Raw genomic sequence first — 22,332 nt, forward strand, 5'->3', positions numbered from 1 at the left:
AGCAACAAACCGGTCGCACGGTATGTCTTTGGAGCTGGTCCCGCCCTTATTTCTCCGCGCGGGCGTGTTTCGACTCGGGAGCGCGTGGCTATAGCCCTTACACGGGCACCGCCCCACGAGAGGTCTCCCGCGCGGCGCGGCGGCTCGCGGACCGTTGGAGCGACAGGAGCGCGGACCATGACCATCCAATCCGCAGGCGGAGGTGGGGGCGGCGGCACGATGGCACGGCCGAACTCGTCCGGCCTCGCCGACGTCATCGACACCATCCTCGACAAGGGACTCGTCATCGACGCATTCGTCCGCGTCTCGCTCGTGGGCATCGAGATCATCACGATCGACGCACGGGTCGTGGTGGCGAGCGTCGACACCTACCTGCGTTTCGCCGAGGCAGTCAACAGGCTCGAGATCTCCACGACCGAGCCGAAGGGCCTGACGGACGTCGTCGGCGGCGTGGCCGGGAACGTCGTCGAGAAGGCCGCCGAGCACAAGACGAAGGGCGCACTGGACTCCGCCGGCGAACGGGTCCGTGGCCTGCTCGCCGGCAACGAGGACGAACGGGAGCCGGCGCCACGCCGATCCCGCAGCAGAGACCGGTGACGTTCACCTCCGCCGATCGGCGGCCCGCACCCGCCGCCGTCATGGCATGGGTCCGAACTCCGGCCACCGCCGTCCGGTTCCCCGGCGGCCCGGAGCGGGTCTAGTCGCCTCCGGGTGAGGACACGCACCGGTGCGTTCGCGCCGTCCCTGCTGCGGCGCATGGCGGCGCGGGCGACGCTCACTCCTGTCCGGGTCGTGGCGCTGAGCTTCGCCGCCGCGATCGCCGTCGGCACGCTCCTGCTCCTCACGCCCGCGGCGAGCCTGCCCGGTACCGCGACTTCCCTCGTCGACGCCCTGTTCACCGCTACCTCGGCGATGTGCCTGACGGGCCTGGTCGTCGTCGACACGCCCACGCACTGGTCCGGCTTCGGCCAGGGCATCATCCTGGCCCTGATCCAGGCCGGCGGGTTCGGGATCATGACCATGGCCTCGCTCGTCGGCCTGCTGCTCGCGAACCGGATCGGCCTCAAGGCCCGATTGAATACCGCGGCCGAGGTGCGTGCGTCGGGGCTCGGCGACGTCCGCTCGGTCGTCGTCGGCGTCGTGCGGATGAGCGTGTTCATCGAGTCGGTCACCGCGGTGGCGCTCGCCCTGCGGTTTGCGCTCGGCTACGAGGAGCCGCCCCTGCGTGCGGTGTGGCTGGGAGTGTTCCATTCCGTCTCGGCGTTCAACAACGCCGGCTTCGCGCTCTACAGCGACAACATCATCGGCTTCGCCGACGATCCGTGGATCTGCGTGCCGCTGATGCTCGCGGTGATCCTGGGCGGCATCGGGTTCCCGGTCCTGTTCGAAGTGACCCGGCACCTGCGCGGCCGCAGCCACCGCTGGAGCCTGCACACCCGCCTGACCGTGACCGTCACCGCGGTGCTGTTGGTGGTGGGACCGATGCTGGTGCTGGTGCTCGAGTGGACCCGCACCCTGCAGCACTACCACTTCGGCCAGAAGCTGCTCGTCGCCGCGTTCCAGGGCGTGATGCCCCGCACCGCCGGCTTCAACAGCGTCGACTACGCCCAGATGGACCCGGCCACCCTCCTGGTGACGGACGTGCTCATGTTCATCGGCGGCGGCAGCGGCGGCACCGCCGGCGGAATCAAGGTCACCACCTTCGTCCTTCTGCTGTTCGTCATCCTCGCCGAGGCCCGCGGCGAGCGCTCGGTGAGCGTCTTCGACCGGCGCATCGACACCCGGGTCCAGCGTCAGGCGTTGTCGGTGGCCCTGATCGGTGTCGCCCTGGTGATGGTGCCGACCATCGCCCTGTTGGCGGGGACCTCGTTCGACCTCAACGTCCTGTTGTTCGAGGTCACCTCCGCGTTCGCCACCGTCGGCCTGTCCACCGGGATCACGGCGCAGCTGCCCGTCTGGGGGCAGCTGATCCTGGTGCTCCTGATGTATCTGGGCCGCATCGGATCGATCACCCTCGTGAGCGCTCTCGCCGCCCGCGATCGCGGCCGGCGCTACGAACTCCCGGAAGAAAGGCCCTTCATTGGCTAGGAAATCCGCCGCCGACGTGGTGGTCGTGCTCGGGCTCGGGCGGTTCGGCAAGTCGCTCGCGCTCGAGCTGATGAGCCAGGGCACCGAGGTCCTCGGCATCGACTCCAGCGACGCCGTGGTGCAGAAGGTCGCCCACCGCCTGACCCACGCCGTGGTCGCCGACACCACCGACGAGGAATCGCTGCGGCAACTGTCGGTGCACGAGTACGGCCGCGCCGTCGTGGGAATCGGTTCCGATCTCGAGGCCAGCCTGCTCACCGCCTCCGCCCTGATCAACCTGGGCGTGCACAACATCTGGGCCAAGGCGATCAGCAACGCGCACGCGAAGATCCTCACCCAGATCGGGGTGCACCACGTCGTCCGGCCGGAGCACGACATGGGCAAGCGGGTCGCCCACCTGGTGCGCGGCCGGATGATCGACTACATCGAGTTCGACGACGGCTTCGCGATGGTCAAGACGACCCCGCCGGCGTTCGCGATCGGCCGGCGCCTCGGCGACACCGCCGTCCGCTCCGACTTCGGCGTGACCGTCGTGGCGATCAAACGTCCCGGCGAGGACTTCACCTACGCCACCGCCGACACCGTCCTCGCCCCCGGGGACACCATCATCGTCTCCGGGCGGGTCCGGAACACCGAACGATTCAGCGAACTCACCTGACAGCACCGGAACGACGTAGGCTGCAGACGATGTCACCGACAGCGCACCAGGAGCGACCGGACCCCCACCCGGCCGCGGCACCGAACGGCACCGGTCGTGCCCGGTAGCACGCTGAGGACCCGGTTCAGCCGTTCCGACGCCCTGACCGAGCGACCCGACTTCGCGCTGGTGGGCATCCTGCGGGTGCCGCAGCTACAGACCAGCCCGGGCCGGGCGATCGTGCGCCGGATCGGGTACGCCCTGATCGCCCTGGCCCTGGTGGTGCTCGTCGTCTACCTCGACCGCGACGGCTACTCCGACGCCCAGGACAACGAACTGTCGTTGCTGGACTGCCTCTACTACGCGACGGTGTCGCTCTCGACCACCGGCTACGGCGACATCACCCCCATCACACCGCAGGCCCGCCTCGTCAACGTCCTGGTCATCACCCCGCTGCGGATCTTCTTCCTCATCATCCTGGTCGGCACCACCCTCTCCGCCCTGACCGAGAGCTCCCGCCAAACCTTCCGCATCCAACGCTGGCGACACCGCGTGCGCAACCACACCGTCGTCGCCGGCTACGGCACCAAGGGCCGCACCGCGGTCGAGGCGATGCTCGGCGACGGCGCCGCGCCCTCGGACATCGTCGTCGTCGACACCGACCCCGTGGTGCTCGACGCCGCCAGCGGCCAGGGCTTGGTCACCGTCCAGGGCTCGGCGACCAAGTCCGACGTGCTGCGCCTGGCCGGGGTGCCGCACTGCGACTCGATCGTCGTCGCCGCCAACCGCGACGACACCGCGGTGCTCGTCACCCTCACCGCCCGTGAACTCGCCCCCGCCGCCAAGATCGTCGTGGCCATCCGCGAATCGGAGAACACCCATCTGCTCCGACAGTCGGGCGCCGACACGGTGGTGATCTCCTCCGAGACGGCGGGCCGGTTGCTCGGAGCCGCCACCATCACCCCGAACGTCGTGGAAATGATCGAGGACCTGCTCACCCCGGAGGAAGGCTTCGCGATCGCCGAACGCGAGGTCGAACCCGGCGAGGTCGGCGGCTCACCGCGGCACCTCCCCGACATCGTCCTGGGCGTCGAACGCAACGGCCGCCTGCTGCGTGTCGGGTCCCCGGAGGTCGAGGCGGTGGAGGCCGGCGACCGGCTGCTCTACCTCCGGCGCGTCTCGGACTGATCGGAACGTCCCGGACCGGCCGGGGCGTCTCGGACCGACCGTGCGGTTGCCGTCCCGGGTTCCGCTATCCGGCCGGGGCGCACAGCCGCGCCGACAGCTCCCAGAGTCCGCGGGCGACAGCCTCGTCGTGCGAGCGCGAATTGGATTCGACACGCTCGGGGGCGCCCCGCAGCTCGAACAGGCCACCGGGACCGTAGTACCCGCCGGGCTCGACGCCGGGCGCGGTGGCCGCGTACAGCAGCGGCAGCGCTCCGGTCTGCGGGGACTGCCCCACCAGCCGGTTCGCCACGCCCAGGAACACGTCCTGGATCGACTCGGTGTGTGACTGCAGGTTCGTCGAGGAGTATCCCGGGTGCGCGGCCACCGCCACGACCGGGGACTGCTGCTCGGTGAGCCGGCGCTGCAGCTCGTGGGTGAACAGCAGGTTGGCCAGCTTCGACTGCCCGTACGCCAGCCACCGGTCGTAGCGACGGTGCTCCCAGTTCAGGTCGTCGAGATCGATGCGGCCGATCCGGTGCATGCCGCTCGACATCGTCACCACGCGGTCGGTGACGCGCTCGCCCAGCAGGGCGGTGAGGGCGAAGTGGCCGAGGTGATTGGTTCCGATCTGCATCTCGAATCCGTCGACGGTGCGGCGCAGCGGTACTGCCATCACGCCGGCGTTGTTGACCAGCACGTCGACCTCGTCGACGCCCCCGGCGAATTCACGCACCGATGCCAGGTCGGCCAGATCGAGGCGCCGCACCTGCGCGTTGGGCCCGATCTCCCGGGCCACGGCCTCGCCCTTGGCCACGTTCCGGCACGCCAGCACCACCCGCGCCCCCGCGGCCCCGAGTGCGCGGGCCGCCACCTCGCCCAGGCCGCTGTTGGCGCCCGTCACCACGAAGGTGCGGCCGTCCTGCTTCGGGATGTCGCGTGTGGTCCAAGCCGTCATGTCGGCCACCCTACGGGGAACGGGACATCCGGGAAAGGAACCCGCTCGGCCACCCGCCCGGCGCCGACACGTCGCCGACACGTTCCCGAAACAGGCCGGCGATAGGGTCGCCTCGCTTCCGTCGCCCGTCGCGCCGGAATTCCGAAGGGAGCAGTAGGAGGGGTCCCGTGCCGCCACGTCGCAGGTCGATACTGCTCGACCGGCTCGAATCCGGGACCCCCGGCCGTCCCCAGCAGGCCATCCTCGACGAACTGCGCCGCGTCATCCTCTCCGGCGCCGTCCCGCCGGGAACCCCCATCCCGGTACCCGAGGTGGCGGAACTGTTCGGCGTCAGCCGCATCCCGATCCGGGAATCGCTGAAAACCCTCATCGGCGAGGGACTCGTCGACCACCGGCGGAACCACGGATACGCCGTCGCCCGGCTGACCGCCGCCGAACTCCGCGAGATGTATCTCGTGCGGGAAACCCTCGAGACGGCAGCACTGACGGCGGCGGTGGCGCTGGCCACCGAAGCCGATCACGCCCACGCCGCATGGGTCCACGCACGCCTCGAACGCGCCGTCGCCGACGACGATCCGCACACCTACCACCGCGAGAGCCGCGAGTTCCACCTGGCGCTGGCCGGCCCGTCGCGCATGCACCGGCTGCTGCACATGCTCGAATCGGCTTGGAACATCACCGAACCCGTGCAACCGATGGTGCACGTGTCCGCGGTGCAGCGGACGGTTCTGCATGCCGAGCACGAGCGGATGCTGACCGCGTTCCTGGCCCGGGACACGGCGGGGCTCCTCGCCGCCGCCGACGCCCACAACCATCGGCTCGATTCCGTGATCGCGACGCTGCCCGCCGACGCCGGGTTGCTGACCCCGGAAGATATACCGATCGGGAAACCCACCGGCAACACCTGATCGTTACCGTTCACCTCATCGGAATTCACCACCGTCGCTGAGATTCCGGGTCCACTGCCTTCCTCGCGGACCTGCGCCGTGCCGAACCGATCGGCGCCCCGCCGGTCGTCGACGTCCAGGAGTACCCATGACCGAATTGATCTCTCCCCGCCGTGATCTGCCGCGCGGCGCCGTGCTCGGCGCCGACGACCTCGTCGAAGCGGCGGGCCACCCCGTCGGCGGCGGGCTGGTCGAGCCGGACTACGACCCGCGGCTCACCAACGAGGACCTCGCCCCGCTGAAGAAGCAGAGCTGGGGCTCGTACAACATCTTCGCGTTCTGGATGTCCGACGTGCACAGCGTCGGGGGCTACGTCACCGCCGGCAGCCTCTTCGCCCTCGGCCTGGCCAGCTGGCAGGTGCTGGTGGCCCTGCTCGCCGGCATCACGATCGTCTACTTCTTCTGCAACCTCGTCGCCAAGCCCAGTCAGGTGACCGGCGTGCCCTATCCGGTGATCTGCCGCAGCGTCTTCGGGGTGCTCGGCGCGAACATACCCGCGATCATCCGCGGCCTGATCGCGGTGGCCTGGTACGGAATCCAGACGTTCCTCGCCTCGGCGGCGCTCGATGTGGTGCTGATCAAGCTGTTCCCGTCGCTGGCCCCGTACGCGGTGGTGGAGGACTACGGCTTCGCCGGACTCTCCGCCCTGGGCTGGGGCAGCTTCCTGACCCTGTGGATCGTGCAGGCCTGCGTATTCTGGCGCGGCATGGAGTCGATCCGTAGGTTCATCGACTTCTGCGGTCCCGCAGTCTATGTCGTGATGTTCCTGCTGTGCGGCTACCTGATCTCCCAGGCCGGTTGGAGCGCAATCGATCTGAATCTCGGCTCGGTGACCTACACGGGCCTGGATGCGATTCCGGTGATGCTGGGCGCGATTGCGCTGGTGGTGTCCTACTTCTCCGGACCGATGCTGAACTTCGGCGATTTCTCCCGCTACGGAAAGTCCTTCGCCGCGGTGAAGAAGGGCAACCTCCTCGGCCTGCCGGTCAACTTCCTGGTGTTCTCGCTGCTCGTGGTGATCACCGCGTCGCTGACCCTGCCCGTGTACGGCGAGCTGATCACCGATCCCGTCGAAACGGTCGCCCGCATCGACTCGACCTTCGCGATCGTGCTCGGTGCCCTGACGTTCACCGTCGCCACCATCGGCATCAACATCGTCGCCAACTTCATCTCCCCCGCCTTCGACTTCTCCAACGTCAGCCCCCAGCGGATCAGCTGGCGCGCCGGCGGAATGATCGCCGCCGTCGGCTCGGTGCTGATCACCCCGTGGAACCTGTACAACAACCCCGATGTCATCCACTACACCCTCGAGACGCTCGGCGCGTTCATCGGTCCGCTGTTCGGCATCCTGATCGCGGACTACTACCTGGTGCGGAGGCAGAAGGTGATCGTCGACGATCTGTTCACCATGTCCGAGCGCGGCGCGTACTGGTACCGCAAGGGCTACAACCCCGCCGCGGTGATCGCCACCGTCGTCGGCGCCGCCGTCGCGGTGATCCCGGTGCTGGTCAAGTCCGCGCCCGGCATGCACACCGCCGCGCAGTACAGCTGGTTCATCGGGTGCGGCCTCGGCCTGGCCGTCTACTACGTCCTCGCCACCCGCACCGCCCTCGCGGTCCGCGTCGGCGACGGTTCCGCCGAACCGGTGAGCGTGGGCTGATCGGAATGCGCATCAAGGTCGTCAACCCGAACACCACCCGGTCGATGACCGCCACCATCGAGGCGTGTGCCCGGACCGTCGCCGGCCCGGGCACCGATGTCGAGGCGGTCAGCCCCACGATGGGTCCCGCCTCGATCGAGAGCCACTACGACGAGGCGCTCGCCGTACCGGGTGTGCTCGCCGAGATCGCCGCGGGCGAGGAGGCCGGCGTCGACGGATACGTCATCGCCTGTTTCGGCGACCCGGGGCTCGACGCAGCGCGGGAGATCGCCGCCGGGCCCGTCGTCGGCATCGCGGAGGCCGCCATGCACGCGGCCGCGCTCCTGGGTCGTGGCTTCTCCGTCGTCACGACGCTGGGCCGGACCACCGGCCGGACGTGGGATCTGGCCGAACGGTACGGCCTGCGCCGGTCCTGCCTCGGCGTGCACGCGTGCGAGCTGCCGGTGCTGGACCTCGAGACCGATCCCGACGCCCGCAAGATCGTCACGGAGGCCTGTTTCGAGGCGCTCGACTCGGACGGCTCCGACGCCGTCGTGCTCGGGTGTGCCGGCATGGCCGACCTGTGCGCACACATCTCCGAGGAGCTCGGCGCCCCGGTCGTGGACGGGGTGGCCGCGGCGACGTTGTTCGTCCAGTCCCTGGTCACGCTGGGTCTGCGCACCGGCAAACGGGGCGAGTTCGCCGTCCCGCCGGCGAAGCCGTACGCGGGCCTGCTGGCGCCGTTCGCTAGAGCTCGAACCGCACGCCCGTGAGCTTCTCCGACAGCTCCCACAGTTGCCGGGCGGTGTCCGGATCTCCGGCGCGGCGGCTGTAGGCGGCCACGGTCGGCGGGCCGTACAGCTCGAAGAAGCGGTCCGGCCCGATGTAGCCGCCGGTCACCTCGGGATCGGCGGCGGCCACCACCACGGATTCGGCGCCCTGGGCCGGGGTGCGCTCGAGCACTCTCTTCCCGAGGCGGAACAACTGGTCGAACCACGTTCCGGTGTGCGTGCCGACGTCGGTGGCCGCGTAGCCCGGATGCGCGGCCACCGCCCGCAGCGGCGATCCGGCGGCCGCCAGCCGGCGCCCGAGCTCGAGGCTGAACATCAGGTTCGCCAGCTTGGATTCCGCGTAGGCCAGCGAGCGGCTGTAGTGCCGGCGGCGCTCCCAGTTCAGGTCGTCGAGATGGATGCGCCCGAACCGGTGACTCATGCTCGAGACGGTGACCACGCGGTCGGTGAGCCGATCGAGCAGCAGCCCGGTCAGCGCGAAGTGCCCGAGGTGGTTGGTGCCCATCTGCATCTCGAAGCCGTCCACCGTGCGGCTCAGCGGCACACCCATCACGCCGGCGTTGTTGACGAGCACGTCGACGGTCTCGATGCCCGACGCGAACTCCCGCACCGACGCCAGGTCGGCGAGATCGAGCCGGCGCACCTGCGCGTGCGGGCCGATATCCCGCGCGACCGCCTCGCCCCTGGCCACGTTCCGGCACGCGAGCACCACGTCGGCACCGGCGGCACCGAGCGCCCGGGCGGTGGCCGCACCGAGGCCGCTGTTCGCGCCGGTCACCACGAAGGTGCGGCCCCGCAGGGTGCCGGGTGCCGGCGGGGAGAACCGTTCAGGCACCGATGGAGGACTTCATCATGGGCAGCATCGCCCACAGCTGGTCCTGCCAGTAACCCCACGTGTGGGTGCCGGCGGCCGGGAAGTCGAAGTGGGCGGAGTTGATGCCCAGGGTCGCCAACCGCACCTGGAACGCGCGGTTCTGCGCCAGGGCGAGCGCCTCGAGTCCCATCGCGTTACCCGTGTTGAACACCCCGATCGCGGAGTTCGGCCGGTCGTGCTGGCCGGGCAGGCCGCTGCCCGCGGAGATCCACATCGGCAGCCCCCGCATGCTGGGCGCGGCGACGAACGGGTCGTTGCGCAGCCACGCCGAGTTCCACGGCGGGCCCCACATCGAGTCGGCGTTGTAGCCGCCGGAGTCGATCATCGCGAGGCGGATCGCCTCCCGCATACCGGGCGCGGACAGGTTCAGGTAACCGGACATGGAACCGGCGAAGCGGAACTGGTCGCGGTGGTAGGCCGCGAGGATCAGCGCCGCGTTGCCTCCCATCGACAGGCCCACGATCGCGTTGCTGGAACGGTCGATGCCGTACGTACCGGCCAGGAAGTCCGGCAGGTTCTGGGTGAGGAAGGACTCCCACTTGTAGGTGTAGCGCTGGCCGTTGAGGTTGCTCGGCGCGTACCAGTCCGTGTAGAAGCTGGACTGGCCGCCGACCGGCATCACCACGTTGACGCCGTGATCCGACAGCCACGCGGCGTTCGTCTCGTGCTCCCAGCCGCTCACGTCGTTGGTGGCGCGCAGGCCGTCGAGCAGGTACATGGCCTTGTTGCTGCCGTTGTTCGCCAGCCAGATGCGGACCTTGATCTGGCCGACCCCGCCCGGCGCCGGCACCCAGTGTTCCCGCAGGCGGGAGTAGGGGTCCGCCGAGGCGGTGCCCGCGCCGGCGAAGGCCACCGCGAGCGGCAGCACGAGCGCCGCGATCAGGAATCGGACGAGCGCCCGAACCCCCCGGCGTCCGGCCTTGGTTCTGGAAGTATGAGTCACACCAGGCTCCATCAGCACATCTGTAGCAACAACAACTGTGGCCCCGACAGTTACGCAACAACACGGTAGAGGTCCACGTCGGCCTGTACGAGGCTTGCACATAATCGTTATCGAGCAAAGCCGAACCGAAAGGCAGGCGCAATGAGCAGCGACCTCGGCAGGCGGCCGGTCACCGTCGGAATCGACGGCTCCGACGCCGCGAAACAGGCTGCGACCTGGTCCGCAGCCGTCGCCGCGCGGCTCGGCACGAACCTGCAGCTCGTCCATTCGCTGCCGGGCCCCCGGAATTATTTCAGTGACGCCGCGCTGCGCGCGCGGACCGAATACACCCAGCGCCTCGCCGAAATCGGCCGTGAACTGCTCGACGACACCGCGGCGGCGCTGCACCGGCGGCACCCGGATCTCGAGGTGGTCACAACCGTCCATGACGGCCCACCCGACCTGGCGCTGCTCGAACACGGCGACCGCAGCCGGATGCTCGTGCTCGGAGCCACCGGCACGGGTGCGCTCGGTTCGCTGCTCACCGGCTCCACCGCGCTGCGGGTCGCCAACCGGTCCACCTGCCCGGTCGTGCTCTGGCGGGGCGATCCGGTCCCCGAACCGGGCACGGACCGCCGGCCGGTGCTGGTCGGCATCGACGGCAGCGAGGACGCCGGCCCGGTGGTCACCGCCGCGTTCGACATGGCCGCGGCGCTCGGGGTCGGCGTCCTCGCCGCGCACGCGTGGGGTGCCGGGGAGGTGGCGGGCCGCACCTCGGCGCTCGAACTGATCGACTGGGCAGTCGTCGAGGCCGAGGAGACGGCGTTGCTGTCCGAGTGCATCGCCGGGCAGCGCGAGCGGTACCCGGACGTGCCGGTCACCGAGATCGTCGAGCAGATCGGCGCCCGGCACCTGCTGCTGCGGCTGGCGACGCACGCTCAGTTGAGCGTCGTCGGCAGCCACGGCCGGGGACTGCTCGGCGGCCTGCTCCTGGGCTCGACGAGTCAGGCGCTGCTGCACCACGCGCCGTGCCCGACCATGATCTGCCGTCCGGGGGTGTGACGATGCTGCGCGGATCGATCCGGCTCGGCCGGGTCGCGGGGATAGAGATCCGGGCCCACTGGTCGCTGCTCGCGACGCTCGGGCTGCTGTCGTGGCTGCTTGCCGGGGCGATCCTGCCCGCCCGGATCAGCGGTCCGAGCCCCGCACAGTTCTGGATCGCGGGCGTCGCCGCGGCGGTAGGCCTGCTGGTGTCGCTGCTCGCCCACGAACTTGCGCACTCGGTGGTGGCGGGCCGCTACGGAGTCGGGGTGGACGGGATCACGCTGTGGCTGCTCGGCGGCGTCTCCGAGCTGCGCGACGAACCCCCGAACCCGAAAGCCGATCTGCGTATCGCGCTGGCCGGACCGCTCACGAGCGTCGGGATCGGCGTCGTCGCGCTGGCGGCGGCCTCGTTCCTCGGCCCGCCCGTCCCGGAGCTGGTGACCGCGACGATCGGCTGGCTCGGCGCGACCAACCTGGTACTGGCCGTGTTCAACCTGTTGCCGGGTGCGCCGCTGGACGGCGGACGGGTCGTGCGGGCGGTGCTGTGGCGCCGCACCGGCGACCGCCTCGCGGCCGCGAGCGGCGCCGCGCGCTCCGGCCGCGCGGTCGGGCTGGCGCTGATCCTGCTCGGCGCCGCCGAGACGCTCGCCCTCGGCAGCGCGGGCGGCCTGTGGCTGATGCTCCTCGGCTGGTTCCTGCGGACCGCGGCCAACGCCGAGCTCGCGAACGCGTCGCTACGGCATCAGCTCGGCGACACCCGGGTCGGCGACGTCATGACGCCGTCGCCGGTGGCCGCCCCCGCGCGCTGGAGCGTAGCGCAGCTCCTCGCCGTCGCGGCCCGCGGCTCGCACCACCGGGTCTTCCCCGTCGTCGACGACGGCCACCGGCCCACCGGGGTGGTGTCGCTGTCCGACCTGACGCCCGTCCCGGAGGGCGAGCGCACGGTCGTCGCCGTCGCGGACCGGGCCCGGCCGCTGCCCGCGGCGGCGCGGGTGCCCGCCGACGCGTCGCTCGCCGAGGTCGCGAGCCGGGTGCTGCTGCGGCCGGGGCTCGACCTCGTGGCCGTCGTGTCGGGCGAACGACTGGTCGGCATCGTCACGGCGACGGACCTGGTGCGGGCCTGCGATCGCAGCGCGCTGGGCCTGCCCATCCGCCGCACACCGCCGCCGGACGAGCAGACCCGACCCGGGTCTCCCTAGTCGCGCCGGACCACGAGCAGCGGACACGGCGTCGTGTGCAGCAGCGCCCGGCTCGTCGAGCCGAGCAGCATGCCCTCGAAGCCGCCGCGGCCGCGGCTGCCGACGACGAGCAGCCGGGCGTTCTCCGCCCGCTCGAGCAGGTGGCGCACCGGGCGGTCCCGCACGACGACCCGTTCCACGTCGACGTTCGGATAGTCCTGCGTGCGGCCGGCGAGGGACTCGGCGAGCACGACGCTCTCCTGCTGGTCGACGTCCTCCCAGGTGGCTCCGGGCGTGCCGGCGACGACGTCGACGAGGTCTCGGTCGGACCATGCGTGCACCGCCACCAGCGGCGCCTTGTAGCGGTCTGCGGCCTCGAACGCGACGTCGAGGGCGTGCAGGCTCGCCGGCGAGCCGTCGACACCGACCACGACGGGGCCGTCCGCGCCCCGTCCGCTCTCGTCGGGCCCGGGGATCACCGCGACGGGACAGTGCGCGTGCGCGACCACCGCGGAGGTCACCGATCCGACCAGTCCGCCGGTGAACTCGCCGAGACCGCGCCGGCCGAGGACGAGCATCCGTGCCCGACCGGAATACCCGAGCAGCGCCTGTGCGGCCACCAGGCTCGACTGTTCGGTGCGTACGGACAGCTCGGGGTGCTCGCGTTCCACGGTCTCCGCGGCGGACGCCAGGTTCCGTCGCGCGGTGAATCGCAGTTCGTCGACGAACGGCGACGAGGCGCCGATCCCGCCGGCGTTCGCGCTGGAGACGAGCAGCAGCGGCGCCCCCGTGGAGACGGCCTCGCCGGCCGCCCACCGCAGCGCGGCGCGCGCCGGCGCCGATCCGTCGACCCCGACCACGATCGGCGCATCATTCATCGCCCGCTCCTTGTCCCGTTCCGTCCGGTTCTTCCGCCACCAGTGTCGCCATCCTGCGGTCGCCGCGCGGTCGGTTGGCGGAAACAGTTACCGTGCGGGTGTGCGCCGTGCCCCGCTGCCCGTCCGCGACGGCCTGAATCCGACCCGCCTGCGCCTGCCCGACGGCGGCTCCTGGGCGACGGTGGCGGAGTTTCTGCTGGCGCGCTTCCCCGCCGACGCGGCGCGCGTGCAGGAGAAGGTCGCGGCCGGTGAGGTCGTCGACGGTGCCGGCGCGGCGATCACCGGGAACACCCCGTACGCGGCAGGTCGATTCGTGTACTTGTACCGCGATCCGCCGGTCGAGGAGCGGGTGCCGTTCGAGATCGCTGTCCTGCATCGCGACGAGCATCTGCTGGTGGTGGACAAGCCGCACTTCCTGGCGACGACACCGCGTGGGTCGTGGGTGGCCGAGACGGCGCTGGTGCGGCTGCGCCGGGAACTCGACCTGCCGGAGCTGAGCCCGGCCCATCGGCTCGATCGGCTCACGGCGGGCGTGCTGGTCTTCACCGTCCACGCCGGTGCGCGCCGGGCCTACCAGTCGCTCTTCGATGCCCGCCGGGTCGACAAGGAGTACGAGGCCGTGGCCCGGCACGTGCCCGGGATGCGGTTTCCGCGCGAGGTGCGCAGCCGCATCGTCAAGGAGCGCGGCGTGTTGCAGGCGCGGGAGGTGCGGGGTGAGATCAACGCCCTCAGCCGCGTCGAACTGCTCGAAACGGACGCCGGGCTGGGCCGTTACCGGTTGCTGCCCCGCACCGGCAAGACGCACCAGTTGCGTGTGCACATGAATTCGCTCGGCCTGCCGATCCTCGGGGACAACCTGTATCCCGATGTATATGACGTTGCGCCCCAAGACTATTCACGACCACTGCAGTTGCTGGCCCGCGCGGTGGAGTTCGACGATCCGTATACAGGTCGACGGACCCGCTTCGCCAGCGCCCGAAACCTGGCAGCATGGAGGCACAGCACACCAGGACCCCGTTGATCGCACGGGCTCACGTCTTGGAGGACCCCATGGATAACGGCACCGTCTCGCGCACCTACGACGGCCGCGTCGCCCTGCGCTTCCAGCACGCCTTCGCCCATCCCCCGGACCGCGTATGGCGGGTCATCACCGACCCCGAGTACCTACGCGCCTGGTTCCCGGCCCGCGTAGAACTGGATCTCACCCCCGGTGCCCAGCTCGTCTTCCATGCCACCGAGCAGCAGGCCGAGCGCCTCGGGCTGCCCGCCGACCACACCGCCACGGGGACCGTCATCTCCGTGCATCCCGGGCGCATCCTCGAGTACATGTGGGACGCCGAGGTCCTGCACTGGGAACTGGTGCCGGACGGGTCCGGGGGCTGCTGGCTGACGCTCACGCACACCGTCGAGGACGAGGACTCGGCCTACGCGCACGGCGCCGACTGGCACGCCGGGTTCGAGGTGCTCGAGGCCCAGCTGGAGGGCCGGGACGTGAACTGGTCGCCGTGGGAACGCGCCCGGGAACTCGCCGACAAGTACCGCAACCCGTCCGACTGATCCCACTCGGCCGGTTGCCGGCGGCTATCCGTCCCGTCCGCTCCGGTCGACGAAGACCTCGTCGACCGGACGTCGCGACGTGGTGGGCAGTCCCCGCGCGCTGCGGGCCCCCAACCGGATCACCACCTGGGGAAATCCCGCGACCTCCCCGGTCCGCGCCGTCGCCGTGCGCACGATGCCGCGGCTGGCCTCGATCTCCGTCACGTGGGTGAGCGGGCACGTCGCCAGATGCGCCGCGGTGGCCTCGAGCAGTACCGCGGACATCGCCTCCCCCGCCCGCAGCCAGTCGATCCGCTCGTCGACCCGGGTGCTGAGCACCGCCAGCGCCGACGCGTCCGCCTTCGGCTGCGCAGTGTCCAGAGTTCCTGCGCCCGTGGGGAACCGCCGTCCCACATCGATGTCCCCGGCGGCCTCGTCGTCGAGCAGCGCGGACGCCGGCACGCCCGTGTCGCCGGGCTCCGCGCGACCGGTCCACCAGGCCAGCTCCTGCCGGTAGGCCTCGTCGCCCTCGCGGATCGCCGCGCTCAGTTCCGACGCCCGCGCGAGGTCCGAGCGGGCCTCGGCGTCGAGGATCGACAGCGACGCCCCCTCCCGGCGGGCGGCGTTCTCCAGATCCACCAGGCTCTCGCGCAGGGTCGTGGGCGCCGCGAACGGCCGCCGGTCGGTGTGCCGGGCGCCGATCGCGAGGGCGAGGGCGGCGTCACGGGCGTCGACCGTGTGGGGCCGGTCGAAGTCGAGAACGGCCAGCAGGTCCGGTCGCGACGGATCCGGAAGCCGGGTCACGGTGGGGATCCACGACGCGGCGGACAGCGCGACGCGGGCGTGGTGCAGCGCCGCTCCGCAGCCGAGAACCAGCTGCCGGCCGCTCGGATCGGTGTGGCCGAGCATGCGCTCGGCGACGGCATACAGTTCGAGCCGTTCGCCCGTCCACTCCCAACGCCACGGCTGGCTGTTGTGCAGGGACGGCGCCCGGCACGCCGACTCGACCGCATCCCGGATCGCCGCGGTGTCCGGCCGGATCTCAGTAACCATCGTTGTCTCTCCCCCAGCCGCTCGACTCGACCGCATGCCGCTCCACGGACTCGACGATCTGCGCGGCCCAGGTCCCGATCGCGTCCCAGTCCCGGAAGTCTCCGGTGCGTCCTCCGGTCATGCGGGCAACCACGCGTTCGCCGGCGCCGAGCACCTCCGGATCCAGTTTCCCCGCGAACATCCGGTGCTCGCGCGCGCCCGTGCGCTCCGTCGCCAGGGAGGCGTCGTACGGCCTGTTCACGGGGCGGTCCTGGTCGCCGATCGGGCCCGAGGAGAACAGGAACACGGCGCGCTCCCGCAGCGCGCCGGCGTGCCGATCGACGAAGGTCTTGGCGGGATGCAACCAGTGCCCGAGGTAGACGGCGCTGCCGAGGACCACCGCGTCGTAGCCGTCCACGGCGTCGACCTGCTCGGGCGCGACTACGTCGACGTGCGCTCCCTTGTCGCGCAGGGCGGCCGCGAGCGCCGTGGCGATCTCCGTGGTGGAGCCGTGCCTGCTCGCCGCCGTCACCAGAATCCTCATCTGTGTCCTCCCCGGCCCAGGTTATTCGATGATCGCCCGACGGGCACGCGGTCGGACAGAGTCGAAGGGCCCCGCTCCCGGGCCGGCCGCAGCCGGGCCGATGCGGCGATCACGTGCGACGGGCACAGGTCGGTGCCGGGGTGGCAGAGTGGTCTGACGAACGCCGCCGACGAGCGCGACGAGGACACGCAGGGCAACCGCCGGAACAGGAGTCGGATCGCATGACCACGCCGCCCAGGATCGACGCGGTTCAGGAATCGGAACGCAAGTACGCGGTCGGGCACGCGCAGCAGCTGCCGGACCTGTCGGGCCTGCCCGGCGTCGCCGCACACCCCGAACCCGACCTTCAGCAGCTGTCGGCGCGGTACTACGACACCGACGATCTGCGACTGCTGCGCGCCGGGATCACCCTGCGCCGCCGCGAGGGGGGTCACGACGCCGGCTGGCACGTGAAGCTCCCGGCCGGCACGGACACCCGGACCGAGGTGCGCTTCCCCCTCGGCGACGACACCGCCCGGCCACCGGCCGAACTGCTCGCCCTCCTGCACGGGGTGCGCCGTGCGCGTCCCGTCGCGCTCGCGGCGGTGCTGAACACGCAGCGGTGGCGCCACCGCCTGATCGACGACGAGGGGCGGGCCCTCGCCGAGATCGTCGTCGACGACGTCGTCGCGACCCGAGGGGAGGGCAGCGAGCCGCAGCGGTGGCGCGAGATCGAGGTCGAGCTCGCCTCGGCCGGAACCGATCTGCTCGATGCCGTCGAGGATCGGCTGACCGCCGCCGGAATCGAGCGGGCCCCGAATCCCTCCAAGCTGCATCGGGCGCTCGCCGATCTGCTGCCCACCGAGGAGCCGGTGCCCGGCCCGGCCGGGCACCTGCGCGACTACCTGCGCGGCGAGTTGCGCACCCTCGAGCTCGCCGAGATCGGCGTGCGCCGGGACGCCCCGGACGCCGTCCACAGCATGCGCAAGGCCCTGCGCCGGATCCGCAGTGCCCTGCAGACGTATGCGGGAACCTTCGCGATCGACGACAGCCTGGTCGACGAACTACGTTGGACGGGAAGGAAACTCAGCCCCTCGCGCGACCTCGAGGTGCAGTGGGAGCGAATCGTGGACCGCGTCGCGGAGGTGCCCGTGGAAGCGCAGCGCGAGGCCATCCGCGCCCGCATCGACGAGTACTTCTCCGCCCGGTCGGACGCGGCCCGGCTCGAGGCCGTCGGCACCCTCGACTCGGACCGCTACGCGGCCCTGCTGGGTTCGCTCGACGCACTGATCGACGGGCTGGCGAGGGGGGCAGTCGGATCCGGTCCCGGCGAGCAGCGACGACAGGTTCGCCCGAAGGACCTCGACCGCGCCCTCGCCCGCCTCGCGAAGAAGGTCTCGCGCCGGGTCCGCAACGCCGGGGAGGCAGCCACGCACGCCGAGCGGGACGAACTCGTCCATCGGGCCCGCAAGGGCGCCAAGCGGATGCGCTACGCCATCGAGGTGCTGCGGCCGCTGCATCGCAAGCGCGCCCAGCGCGCCCTCGATCACTTCGACGACTTCCAGGATCTGCTCGGCGAATTCCAGGACTCGGTGGTCGCCCGCGAGCACCTGCTCGACATGGTCTCCGAGCAAGACCACACCGCCGAGTCGAGCTTCGGCCTCGGGATCGCCTACCAGCGCGAACTCGAGATCGGTGAAGCGCAGGTCGCGCAGCTCGAACGCGCGTGGAAGCGGGCGCGGCGGGCGGCGAAACCGCTGTGGAAGTGAACCACTGCCGACCGGGTCCTTGTCCCCTGGCCGACCACCGCCGAGAAAGGGCATGCTGAGCCCGGACGACGGAAGGAGGCGCGCATGAGCACCCCTGAAGAGATGCGAGCATGGCGTGTCGACATCCCACGCCCCGCGGCGGAGCATCCGCTGCGGCCGGTCCGGGAACCGATTCCCGAACCGGCGCCCGGGGAACTGCTGGTGCGTGTCCTCGCGTGCGGGGTGTGCCGTACCGACCTGCACGTGAGCGAGGGCGACCTGCCGGTGCACCGGCCGCACGTCGTCCCCGGCCACGAGGTCGTCGGCGAGGTGGTCGGTGGCGACCTCGGCGAGCACCGGGTAGGCGACCGGGTGGGCATCCCGTGGCTGCGCAGCACGTGCGGCCGGTGCCGGTACTGCCTGCGCGGGGACGAGAACCTGTGCCCGAACTCCACCTACACGGGCTGGGACGCGGACGGCGGTTACGCCGAATATGCCACCGTCCCTTCCGCTTTCGCACTGCCACTGCCGTCCGGGTACGCCGACGCGGAACTCGCCCCCCTGCTGTGCGCCGGCATCATCGGCTATCGGGCGCTGCTGCGCGCCGAGGTTCCGGACGGCGGCGTGCTCGGCCTGTACGGCTTCGGCGGCAGCGCCCACCTCGCCGCGCAGGTCGCCCTCGCCCGGGGTGCCCGCGTGCACGTCATGACCCGCGGCGAGACCGCCCGGCGGCTCGCCCTCGAACTCGGCGCGGCCTCCGCGCAGGGCGCCTACGACGAGCCGCCCGAGCCGCTGAACTCGGCGATCCTGTTCGCCCCCGCCGGGGAACTGGTGCCCACCGCCCTCGCCGCACTGGACGCCGGCGGCACGCTCGCCGTCGCCGGCATCCACCTCAGCGACGTGCCCCCGCTGAACTACCAGCAGCACCTGTTCCGCGAACGCCAGGTGCGCAGCGTCACGGCCAACACCCGCTCCGACGCCCACGAGTTCCTCGGCTTCGCGAACGAACACCGCCTGCGCGTCACCACCACCGCGTACGGGCTCGACCGTGCCGACCGCGCGCTCGAGGACCTGTCCGCGGGGCGTTTCGGCGGCGCGGCGGTCCTGGTTCCGTGAAACACTCGATATGCGCCCCCGAGCGCGGAGAATGCACCGAGAAGGAGATCGAATGAGCACACTTGCCAACCGGAATGCCGTCGTAGCGGGCGTGGACGGTTCCGCCGTCGCCACGAGTGCGGCCCGGTGGGCGGCCGCCCTCGCCGCTCGTCTCGGAGCGCCCCTGCACCTGGTGCACTCGCTGCCCAGCGAGGGCATCTTCTACAGCGAGGCCGCGGTGCTCATCCAGGCGCAGATGGTCGACCAGCTCCGGGAGGACGGCGAAGCGATCCTGTCGAACGTCACCGACGTGCTCCGCTCCGACCATCCGGATCTCGAGGTGCAGAGCTTCATCGGTCCGGGCCCCGCCGCCAACTCACTGCTCGAGGCCGCCGAGGACGCCCGCCTCGTGGTGATGGGCGCCACCGGTGCCAACGCCGTGGAGAACTTCCTGCTCGGCTCGACCGTGCTGCGCGTGGCCAACCACGCCCCGTGCCCGGTGGTGGTGTGGCGCGGCGACACAGCACGACCGCTGCCGGACACCCGGCCCATCGTCGTCGGCGTCGACGGCAGCGAGCTGTCGACGGCCGCGGTCGGGCACGCCTTCGAGTACGCCTCGCTGTTCGGTGTGCCGCTGGTCGCGGTGCACTCCTGGATCGGGGACGCCGCCCTCGGCGTCGGCACGGTCGCGACGCTGGTGGACTGGGAGGCGGTGGGTGAGTCCGAATCCGCGGTCCTGTCCGAGACTCTCGCCGGCTGGCACGAGAAGTTCCCCGACGTGGAGGTCCGCCGCGTCGTGGACCGGGGCCCCATCGCGAAGGTGATCCTGCGCCAGCTCGAGGACGCACAGCTCGTCGTGGTGGGCAGCCACGGCCGCAGCCAGTTCACCGGGGCACTGCTCGGGTCGGTGAGCCAGAACCTGCTGCACAACGCGCCCTGCCCGATCATGATCAGCCGCAAGAAATGACCACCGGCCGGTGCCGCCCGTCGCCGGGCGGCACCGGCTCAGGCCGTCACGGTCCCGAACGCCATACCCACCGCGTACGTCACGATCATCGCGAGCGCACCGCCGATCACCACGCGGGACGTCGCCCGGCCGCGGCGCGCGCCGCCGAGCCACGCGCTGACCGAACCCGTCAGGGCCAGCGCCACGAGCACCGACACGAACGTGACGGGGATCCGCAAGCTCGCCGGGGGCAGCACGATCACGAGCAGCGGCACGAGGGCGCCGACTGTGAACGAGACCGCCGACGACAACGCCGCGGCCCACGGATTGGCCAGCGCCTCGGGATCGATGCCGAGTTCGACCTCGGCGTGCGCGGCCAGCGCGTCGCGCTTGGTCATCTCCTTCGCCGCGGAGCGCGCCGTCGCCCTCGACATTCCCTTGCCCTCGAGCAGCGCGGTCAGCTCCTCGAGTTCGGCGTCCGGCATCTCCTCGAGCTCGCGACGTTCCTTGTGCAGCAGCGCCCGCTCGGTGTCACGCTGCGTGCTGACCGACACGTACTCCCCCAGGGCCATCGACACCGCGCCGGCCGCGAGCCCGGCGAAACCCGCTGTGAGGATCGTCGATTCGTCGGTGGTGGCGGCGGCCACACCGACGACGAGGCCGGCCGTGGAGACGATTCCGTCGTTCGCGCCCATCACGCCGGCGCGCAGCCAGTTCAGTTTCGCCGAGATGCCTCCGGAGTGCGGCTCGACATCGGCGTGATTGAGGGAAGGATCGGTCGACATGCCGCCAGGCTAGGGCGATTCCGCGCGCCGCGGTAGCAATGCGAGCCTGTCCTCACCACGGTCCCGGACCGAGTTCCCGCTCCAGCCACGCGGCATCGGGGAGGGCGCCGTCGCTCGTGTCCACGACGCGAGCCGTGGGCCACTCGTCGCGCACGTGCAGCTGCTCGTCCAGGACGGCGGGCGTGGCGTCGGACGCGTCGTCGCCCCGCTCGCGCCGGGCCACGATGCGGCGGACCAGCACCGCCGGGTCCGCCCGGCACTCGATCTCGACGAGGTCGGCGGTCGCGGCGGCCGCAACCGCACGCGCCGCCGCGCGACGAGCCTCGGTGAGCCACGTCGCGTCCAGCACGACCGACTCGCCGTGGGTGAGCGCGACGGCGGCGCGGCGCAGCACCTCCCCGTAGGTCTCGTCGGTGTGGGCGGCACTGTAGAGCCCGGCACCGACGGCGGCGGTCGCATCGGCGGTCGGGGCGAGACCGGCCAGTTCCTTGCGGACCACGTCGCTGCGCAGCACGGTCGCACCCAGGTGCTGCCCGGCGAGATGGGCCACGGTGGTCTTGCCGGTGGCGGACAGACCTCCGACGACGACGAGGCGGACCCGGCCCCGGTCGAGGTTGCGCCGCGTCTGGTCCAGGAACGCGAGCGCGCCGGCGCGCGAGTGCTCGTCACCCTGTTCGTGCCGCAGCGCGGCGACCTTGGCCCGGACCACGGCCCGGTACGCGATGTAATGGTGCATCAGCGACGGCGGGAACGCGTCGGCGGAGAACTCGGCATAGGCGGGCAGCAGCTGCCGCGCCGCCGCCTCGCCGCCGAGCCGTTCGAGATCCATCGCGAGGAAGGCGATGTCGAGTGCGGCGTCGCCGTAGCGCAGCCGGTCGTCGAACTCGAGGCAGTCGATGATCCGGGGGCCGTCGTCGAGGCAGAAGATGTCGTCGGCGAGCAGATCACCGTGGCCGTCGACGGCCCGCCCGGCGGCGATCCGCTCGTCGAGCACCCGTCCGCGGCCCGCGAGATAGCGGCCGGCCATGTCCCGGATCGCGGTGAGCGCGTCGCCGGCCTCGGCCCCGACGGGCAGGCGGTCGAGGTGGTCGAGGCTCTCGCGCCACAATCCGTCGAGGAACTGCGCCGTGGCACACCGGTCGATGGCCGGATCGCGCGGCGACGCGGCGTGCAGGGCCGCGACCTGCCGCGCGACGGCGGTGACGACCCCGGCGACGGGCTCGCCCCGCTGCACCAGCGCGGCGAGCCGCCGGTCGTCGGGCAGCCGGCGCATCTCGACGAGGTGCTCGCACACCTGCCCGTCGGGCCCGCGCACGTCGGCGACGCCGAGGTAGACGTCCGGGGCGAGACGCCGGTTGAGTTCGACCTCACGGTGGCAGGCCCGCTCCCGCGCCTGCCGGGTCCGGTTGTCGAGGAACCCGAGATCGAGTGGCTTCTTGAGCTTGTGCACGCGGCCCCCGACGAAGAACACCACCGAGGTGTGGGTCTCGCGGATCGCCGCGTATGCGGGTTCGGATCGGTCGGTGCCGGTCACGGAGTTCCTCCCC

At 71.4% G+C, this 22,332-nt stretch carries 22 protein-coding genes; 14 read left to right on the forward strand and 8 right to left on the reverse strand.

Going from position 1 to position 22,332, the window contains the following annotated elements; genetic code table 11:
• Positions 1–177: 177 nt before the first annotated feature.
• The 4 genes from gvpJ (at position 178) to G6039_RS10245 (ending at position 3,913) form a co-directional block, all read left to right on the forward strand.
• The gene (gene gvpJ, locus G6039_RS10230; protein WP_006946912.1) at positions 178–597 is read left to right on the forward strand and encodes a gas vesicle protein GvpJ; all 420 of its coding nucleotides are present in this window, start codon (positions 178–180) and stop codon (positions 595–597) included.
• A 114-nt stretch (positions 598–711) separates the two neighbouring features.
• Entirely contained in the window at positions 712–2,088 is a 1,377-nt protein-coding gene (locus tag G6039_RS10235; RefSeq protein ID WP_006946913.1) for a TrkH family potassium uptake protein, read from the forward strand.
• A gap of 19 nt (positions 2,089–2,107) precedes the next feature.
• Positions 2,108–2,746 carry a potassium channel family protein gene (locus G6039_RS10240; protein WP_029541736.1) on the forward strand — a complete coding sequence of 213 codons (639 nt, stop codon included), beginning with the start codon at positions 2,108–2,110 and terminating at the stop codon, positions 2,744–2,746.
• Between the two features lie 96 nt (positions 2,747–2,842).
• A complete protein-coding gene (locus G6039_RS10245; protein WP_006946916.1) occupies positions 2,843–3,913 on the forward strand; it encodes a potassium channel family protein in 1,071 nt (356 codons plus the stop codon).
• 64 nt (positions 3,914–3,977) lie between these two features.
• On the opposite strand, the gene G6039_RS10250 is transcribed toward G6039_RS10245, so the two are convergent.
• Positions 3,978–4,847, reverse strand: a complete 870-nt coding sequence (locus tag G6039_RS10250; protein WP_043799891.1) for an oxidoreductase — start codon at positions 4,845–4,847, stop codon at positions 3,978–3,980.
• Positions 4,848–5,014: 167 nt separating this feature from the next.
• Here G6039_RS10250 and G6039_RS10255 point away from each other — a divergent pair, with 167 nt between their 5' ends.
• From G6039_RS10255 to G6039_RS10265, 3 genes are all read left to right on the forward strand, one after another.
• Positions 5,015–5,755, forward strand: a complete 741-nt coding sequence (locus G6039_RS10255) for a GntR family transcriptional regulator (RefSeq protein WP_043799849.1) — start codon at positions 5,015–5,017, stop codon at positions 5,753–5,755.
• A 127-nt stretch (positions 5,756–5,882) separates the two neighbouring features.
• Positions 5,883–7,454: an NCS1 family nucleobase:cation symporter-1 gene (locus G6039_RS10260; RefSeq protein ID WP_029541729.1), complete on the forward strand. Its 1,572-nt coding sequence runs from the start codon at positions 5,883–5,885 to the stop codon at positions 7,452–7,454.
• A gap of 5 nt (positions 7,455–7,459) precedes the next feature.
• A complete protein-coding gene (locus G6039_RS10265) occupies positions 7,460–8,206 on the forward strand; it encodes an aspartate/glutamate racemase family protein (RefSeq protein WP_029541727.1) in 747 nt (248 codons plus the stop codon).
• On the opposite strand, the gene G6039_RS10270 is transcribed toward G6039_RS10265, so the two are convergent.
• Both G6039_RS10270 and G6039_RS10275 read right to left on the reverse strand, forming a co-directional pair.
• A complete protein-coding gene (locus tag G6039_RS10270) occupies positions 8,181–9,059 on the reverse strand; it encodes an oxidoreductase (protein WP_006946928.1) in 879 nt (292 codons plus the stop codon). The genes G6039_RS10265 and G6039_RS10270 overlap by 26 nt on opposite strands.
• Positions 9,052–10,053, reverse strand: coding sequence for an alpha/beta hydrolase (locus tag G6039_RS10275; RefSeq protein WP_174824773.1), 1,002 nt, complete (start codon positions 10,051–10,053; stop codon positions 9,052–9,054). The genes G6039_RS10270 and G6039_RS10275 overlap by 8 nt, the downstream gene beginning before the upstream one ends.
• Before the next feature lie 129 nt (positions 10,054–10,182).
• On the opposite strand from G6039_RS10275, the gene G6039_RS10280 reads away from it, so the two are divergent.
• Both G6039_RS10280 and G6039_RS10285 read left to right on the forward strand, forming a co-directional pair.
• Positions 10,183–11,082: a universal stress protein gene (locus G6039_RS10280; RefSeq protein ID WP_029541725.1), complete on the forward strand. Its 900-nt coding sequence runs from the start codon at positions 10,183–10,185 to the stop codon at positions 11,080–11,082.
• A 2-nt stretch (positions 11,083–11,084) separates the two neighbouring features.
• On the forward strand, positions 11,085–12,263 hold the full coding sequence (locus G6039_RS10285) for a site-2 protease family protein (protein ID WP_006946940.1): 1,179 nt from the start codon (positions 11,085–11,087) through the stop codon (positions 12,261–12,263).
• On the opposite strand, the gene G6039_RS10290 is transcribed toward G6039_RS10285, so the two are convergent.
• Positions 12,260–13,120, reverse strand: coding sequence for a universal stress protein (locus G6039_RS10290; RefSeq protein WP_029541723.1), 861 nt, complete (start codon positions 13,118–13,120; stop codon positions 12,260–12,262). The genes G6039_RS10285 and G6039_RS10290 overlap by 4 nt on opposite strands.
• A 100-nt stretch (positions 13,121–13,220) precedes the next feature.
• Between G6039_RS10290 and G6039_RS10295 the strand changes: the two genes are divergently transcribed.
• Together G6039_RS10295 and G6039_RS10300 are read left to right on the forward strand one after the other, a co-directional pair.
• Positions 13,221–14,141 (forward strand): pseudouridine synthase, encoded by a 921-nt coding sequence (locus G6039_RS10295; protein ID WP_006946943.1) that lies wholly within the window; start codon positions 13,221–13,223, stop codon positions 14,139–14,141.
• A 29-nt stretch (positions 14,142–14,170) separates the two neighbouring features.
• Complete coding sequence (locus G6039_RS10300; protein WP_006946948.1) at positions 14,171–14,677, forward strand: SRPBCC domain-containing protein; 507 nt, start codon at positions 14,171–14,173, stop codon at positions 14,675–14,677.
• Between the two features lie 24 nt (positions 14,678–14,701).
• Here G6039_RS10300 and G6039_RS10305 read toward each other — a convergent pair whose 3' ends face one another.
• Both G6039_RS10305 and G6039_RS10310 read right to left on the reverse strand, forming a co-directional pair.
• Positions 14,702–15,709 carry an Acg family FMN-binding oxidoreductase gene (locus tag G6039_RS10305; protein ID WP_043799846.1) on the reverse strand — a complete coding sequence of 336 codons (1,008 nt, stop codon included), beginning with the start codon at positions 15,707–15,709 and terminating at the stop codon, positions 14,702–14,704.
• Positions 15,699–16,232, reverse strand: a complete 534-nt coding sequence (locus G6039_RS10310) for a flavodoxin domain-containing protein (RefSeq protein WP_006946953.1) — start codon at positions 16,230–16,232, stop codon at positions 15,699–15,701. Before G6039_RS10310 ends, G6039_RS10305 begins: the two co-directional genes overlap by 11 nt.
• 221 nt (positions 16,233–16,453) lie before the next feature.
• Here G6039_RS10310 and G6039_RS10315 point away from each other — a divergent pair, with 221 nt between their 5' ends.
• The 3 genes from G6039_RS10315 (at position 16,454) to G6039_RS10325 (ending at position 20,021) form a co-directional block, all read left to right on the forward strand.
• Positions 16,454–17,980, forward strand: coding sequence for a CYTH and CHAD domain-containing protein (locus tag G6039_RS10315; protein ID WP_043799845.1), 1,527 nt, complete (start codon positions 16,454–16,456; stop codon positions 17,978–17,980).
• A gap of 102 nt (positions 17,981–18,082) precedes the next feature.
• Positions 18,083–19,075, forward strand: coding sequence for a zinc-binding alcohol dehydrogenase family protein (locus tag G6039_RS10320; protein ID WP_037200556.1), 993 nt, complete (start codon positions 18,083–18,085; stop codon positions 19,073–19,075).
• 52 nt (positions 19,076–19,127) lie between these two features.
• Positions 19,128–20,021, forward strand: a complete 894-nt coding sequence (locus tag G6039_RS10325) for a universal stress protein (protein WP_029541709.1) — start codon at positions 19,128–19,130, stop codon at positions 20,019–20,021.
• A gap of 38 nt (positions 20,022–20,059) precedes the next feature.
• Here the strand turns inward: G6039_RS10325 and G6039_RS10330 are convergent, their stop codons facing one another.
• Together G6039_RS10330 and G6039_RS10335 are read right to left on the reverse strand one after the other, a co-directional pair.
• On the reverse strand, positions 20,060–20,785 hold the full coding sequence (locus G6039_RS10330) for a VIT1/CCC1 transporter family protein (protein WP_006946958.1): 726 nt from the start codon (positions 20,783–20,785) through the stop codon (positions 20,060–20,062).
• A gap of 52 nt (positions 20,786–20,837) precedes the next feature.
• A complete protein-coding gene (locus G6039_RS10335) occupies positions 20,838–22,319 on the reverse strand; it encodes a bifunctional aminoglycoside phosphotransferase/ATP-binding protein (protein WP_006946959.1) in 1,482 nt (493 codons plus the stop codon).
• Between the last annotated feature and the right edge of the window lie 13 nt (positions 22,320–22,332).

The organism is Rhodococcus aetherivorans (assembly GCF_011058165.1).
Lineage (GTDB): Bacteria > Actinomycetota > Actinomycetes > Mycobacteriales > Mycobacteriaceae > Rhodococcus > Rhodococcus aetherivorans.

Excerpts from the sequence above, each read along its gene's own strand:
- G6039_RS10265 (WP_029541727.1), top strand. The coding sequence starts at position 7,460 with ATGCGCATCAAGGTCGTCAACCCGAACACCACCCGGTCGATGACCGCC.
- G6039_RS10250 (WP_043799891.1), bottom strand. The coding sequence starts at position 4,847 with ATGACGGCTTGGACCACACGCGACATCCCGAAGCAGGACGGCCGCACC.
- G6039_RS10300 (WP_006946948.1), top strand. The coding sequence starts at position 14,171 with ATGGATAACGGCACCGTCTCGCGCACCTACGACGGCCGCGTCGCCCTG.
- gvpJ (WP_006946912.1), top strand. The coding sequence starts at position 178 with ATGACCATCCAATCCGCAGGCGGAGGTGGGGGCGGCGGCACGATGGCA.
- G6039_RS10280 (WP_029541725.1), top strand. The coding sequence starts at position 10,183 with ATGAGCAGCGACCTCGGCAGGCGGCCGGTCACCGTCGGAATCGACGGC.
- G6039_RS10325 (WP_029541709.1), top strand. The coding sequence starts at position 19,128 with ATGAGCACACTTGCCAACCGGAATGCCGTCGTAGCGGGCGTGGACGGT.
- G6039_RS10275 (WP_174824773.1), bottom strand. The coding sequence starts at position 10,053 with ATGGAGCCTGGTGTGACTCATACTTCCAGAACCAAGGCCGGACGCCGG.
- G6039_RS10290 (WP_029541723.1), bottom strand. The coding sequence starts at position 13,120 with ATGAATGATGCGCCGATCGTGGTCGGGGTCGACGGATCGGCGCCGGCG.
- G6039_RS10260 (WP_029541729.1), top strand. The coding sequence starts at position 5,883 with ATGACCGAATTGATCTCTCCCCGCCGTGATCTGCCGCGCGGCGCCGTG.
- G6039_RS10305 (WP_043799846.1), bottom strand. The coding sequence starts at position 15,709 with ATGGTTACTGAGATCCGGCCGGACACCGCGGCGATCCGGGATGCGGTC.
- G6039_RS10315 (WP_043799845.1), top strand. The coding sequence starts at position 16,454 with ATGACCACGCCGCCCAGGATCGACGCGGTTCAGGAATCGGAACGCAAG.
- G6039_RS10320 (WP_037200556.1), top strand. The coding sequence starts at position 18,083 with ATGCGAGCATGGCGTGTCGACATCCCACGCCCCGCGGCGGAGCATCCG.
- G6039_RS10330 (WP_006946958.1), bottom strand. The coding sequence starts at position 20,785 with ATGTCGACCGATCCTTCCCTCAATCACGCCGATGTCGAGCCGCACTCC.
- G6039_RS10310 (WP_006946953.1), bottom strand. The coding sequence starts at position 16,232 with ATGAGGATTCTGGTGACGGCGGCGAGCAGGCACGGCTCCACCACGGAG.
- G6039_RS10285 (WP_006946940.1), top strand. The coding sequence starts at position 11,085 with ATGCTGCGCGGATCGATCCGGCTCGGCCGGGTCGCGGGGATAGAGATC.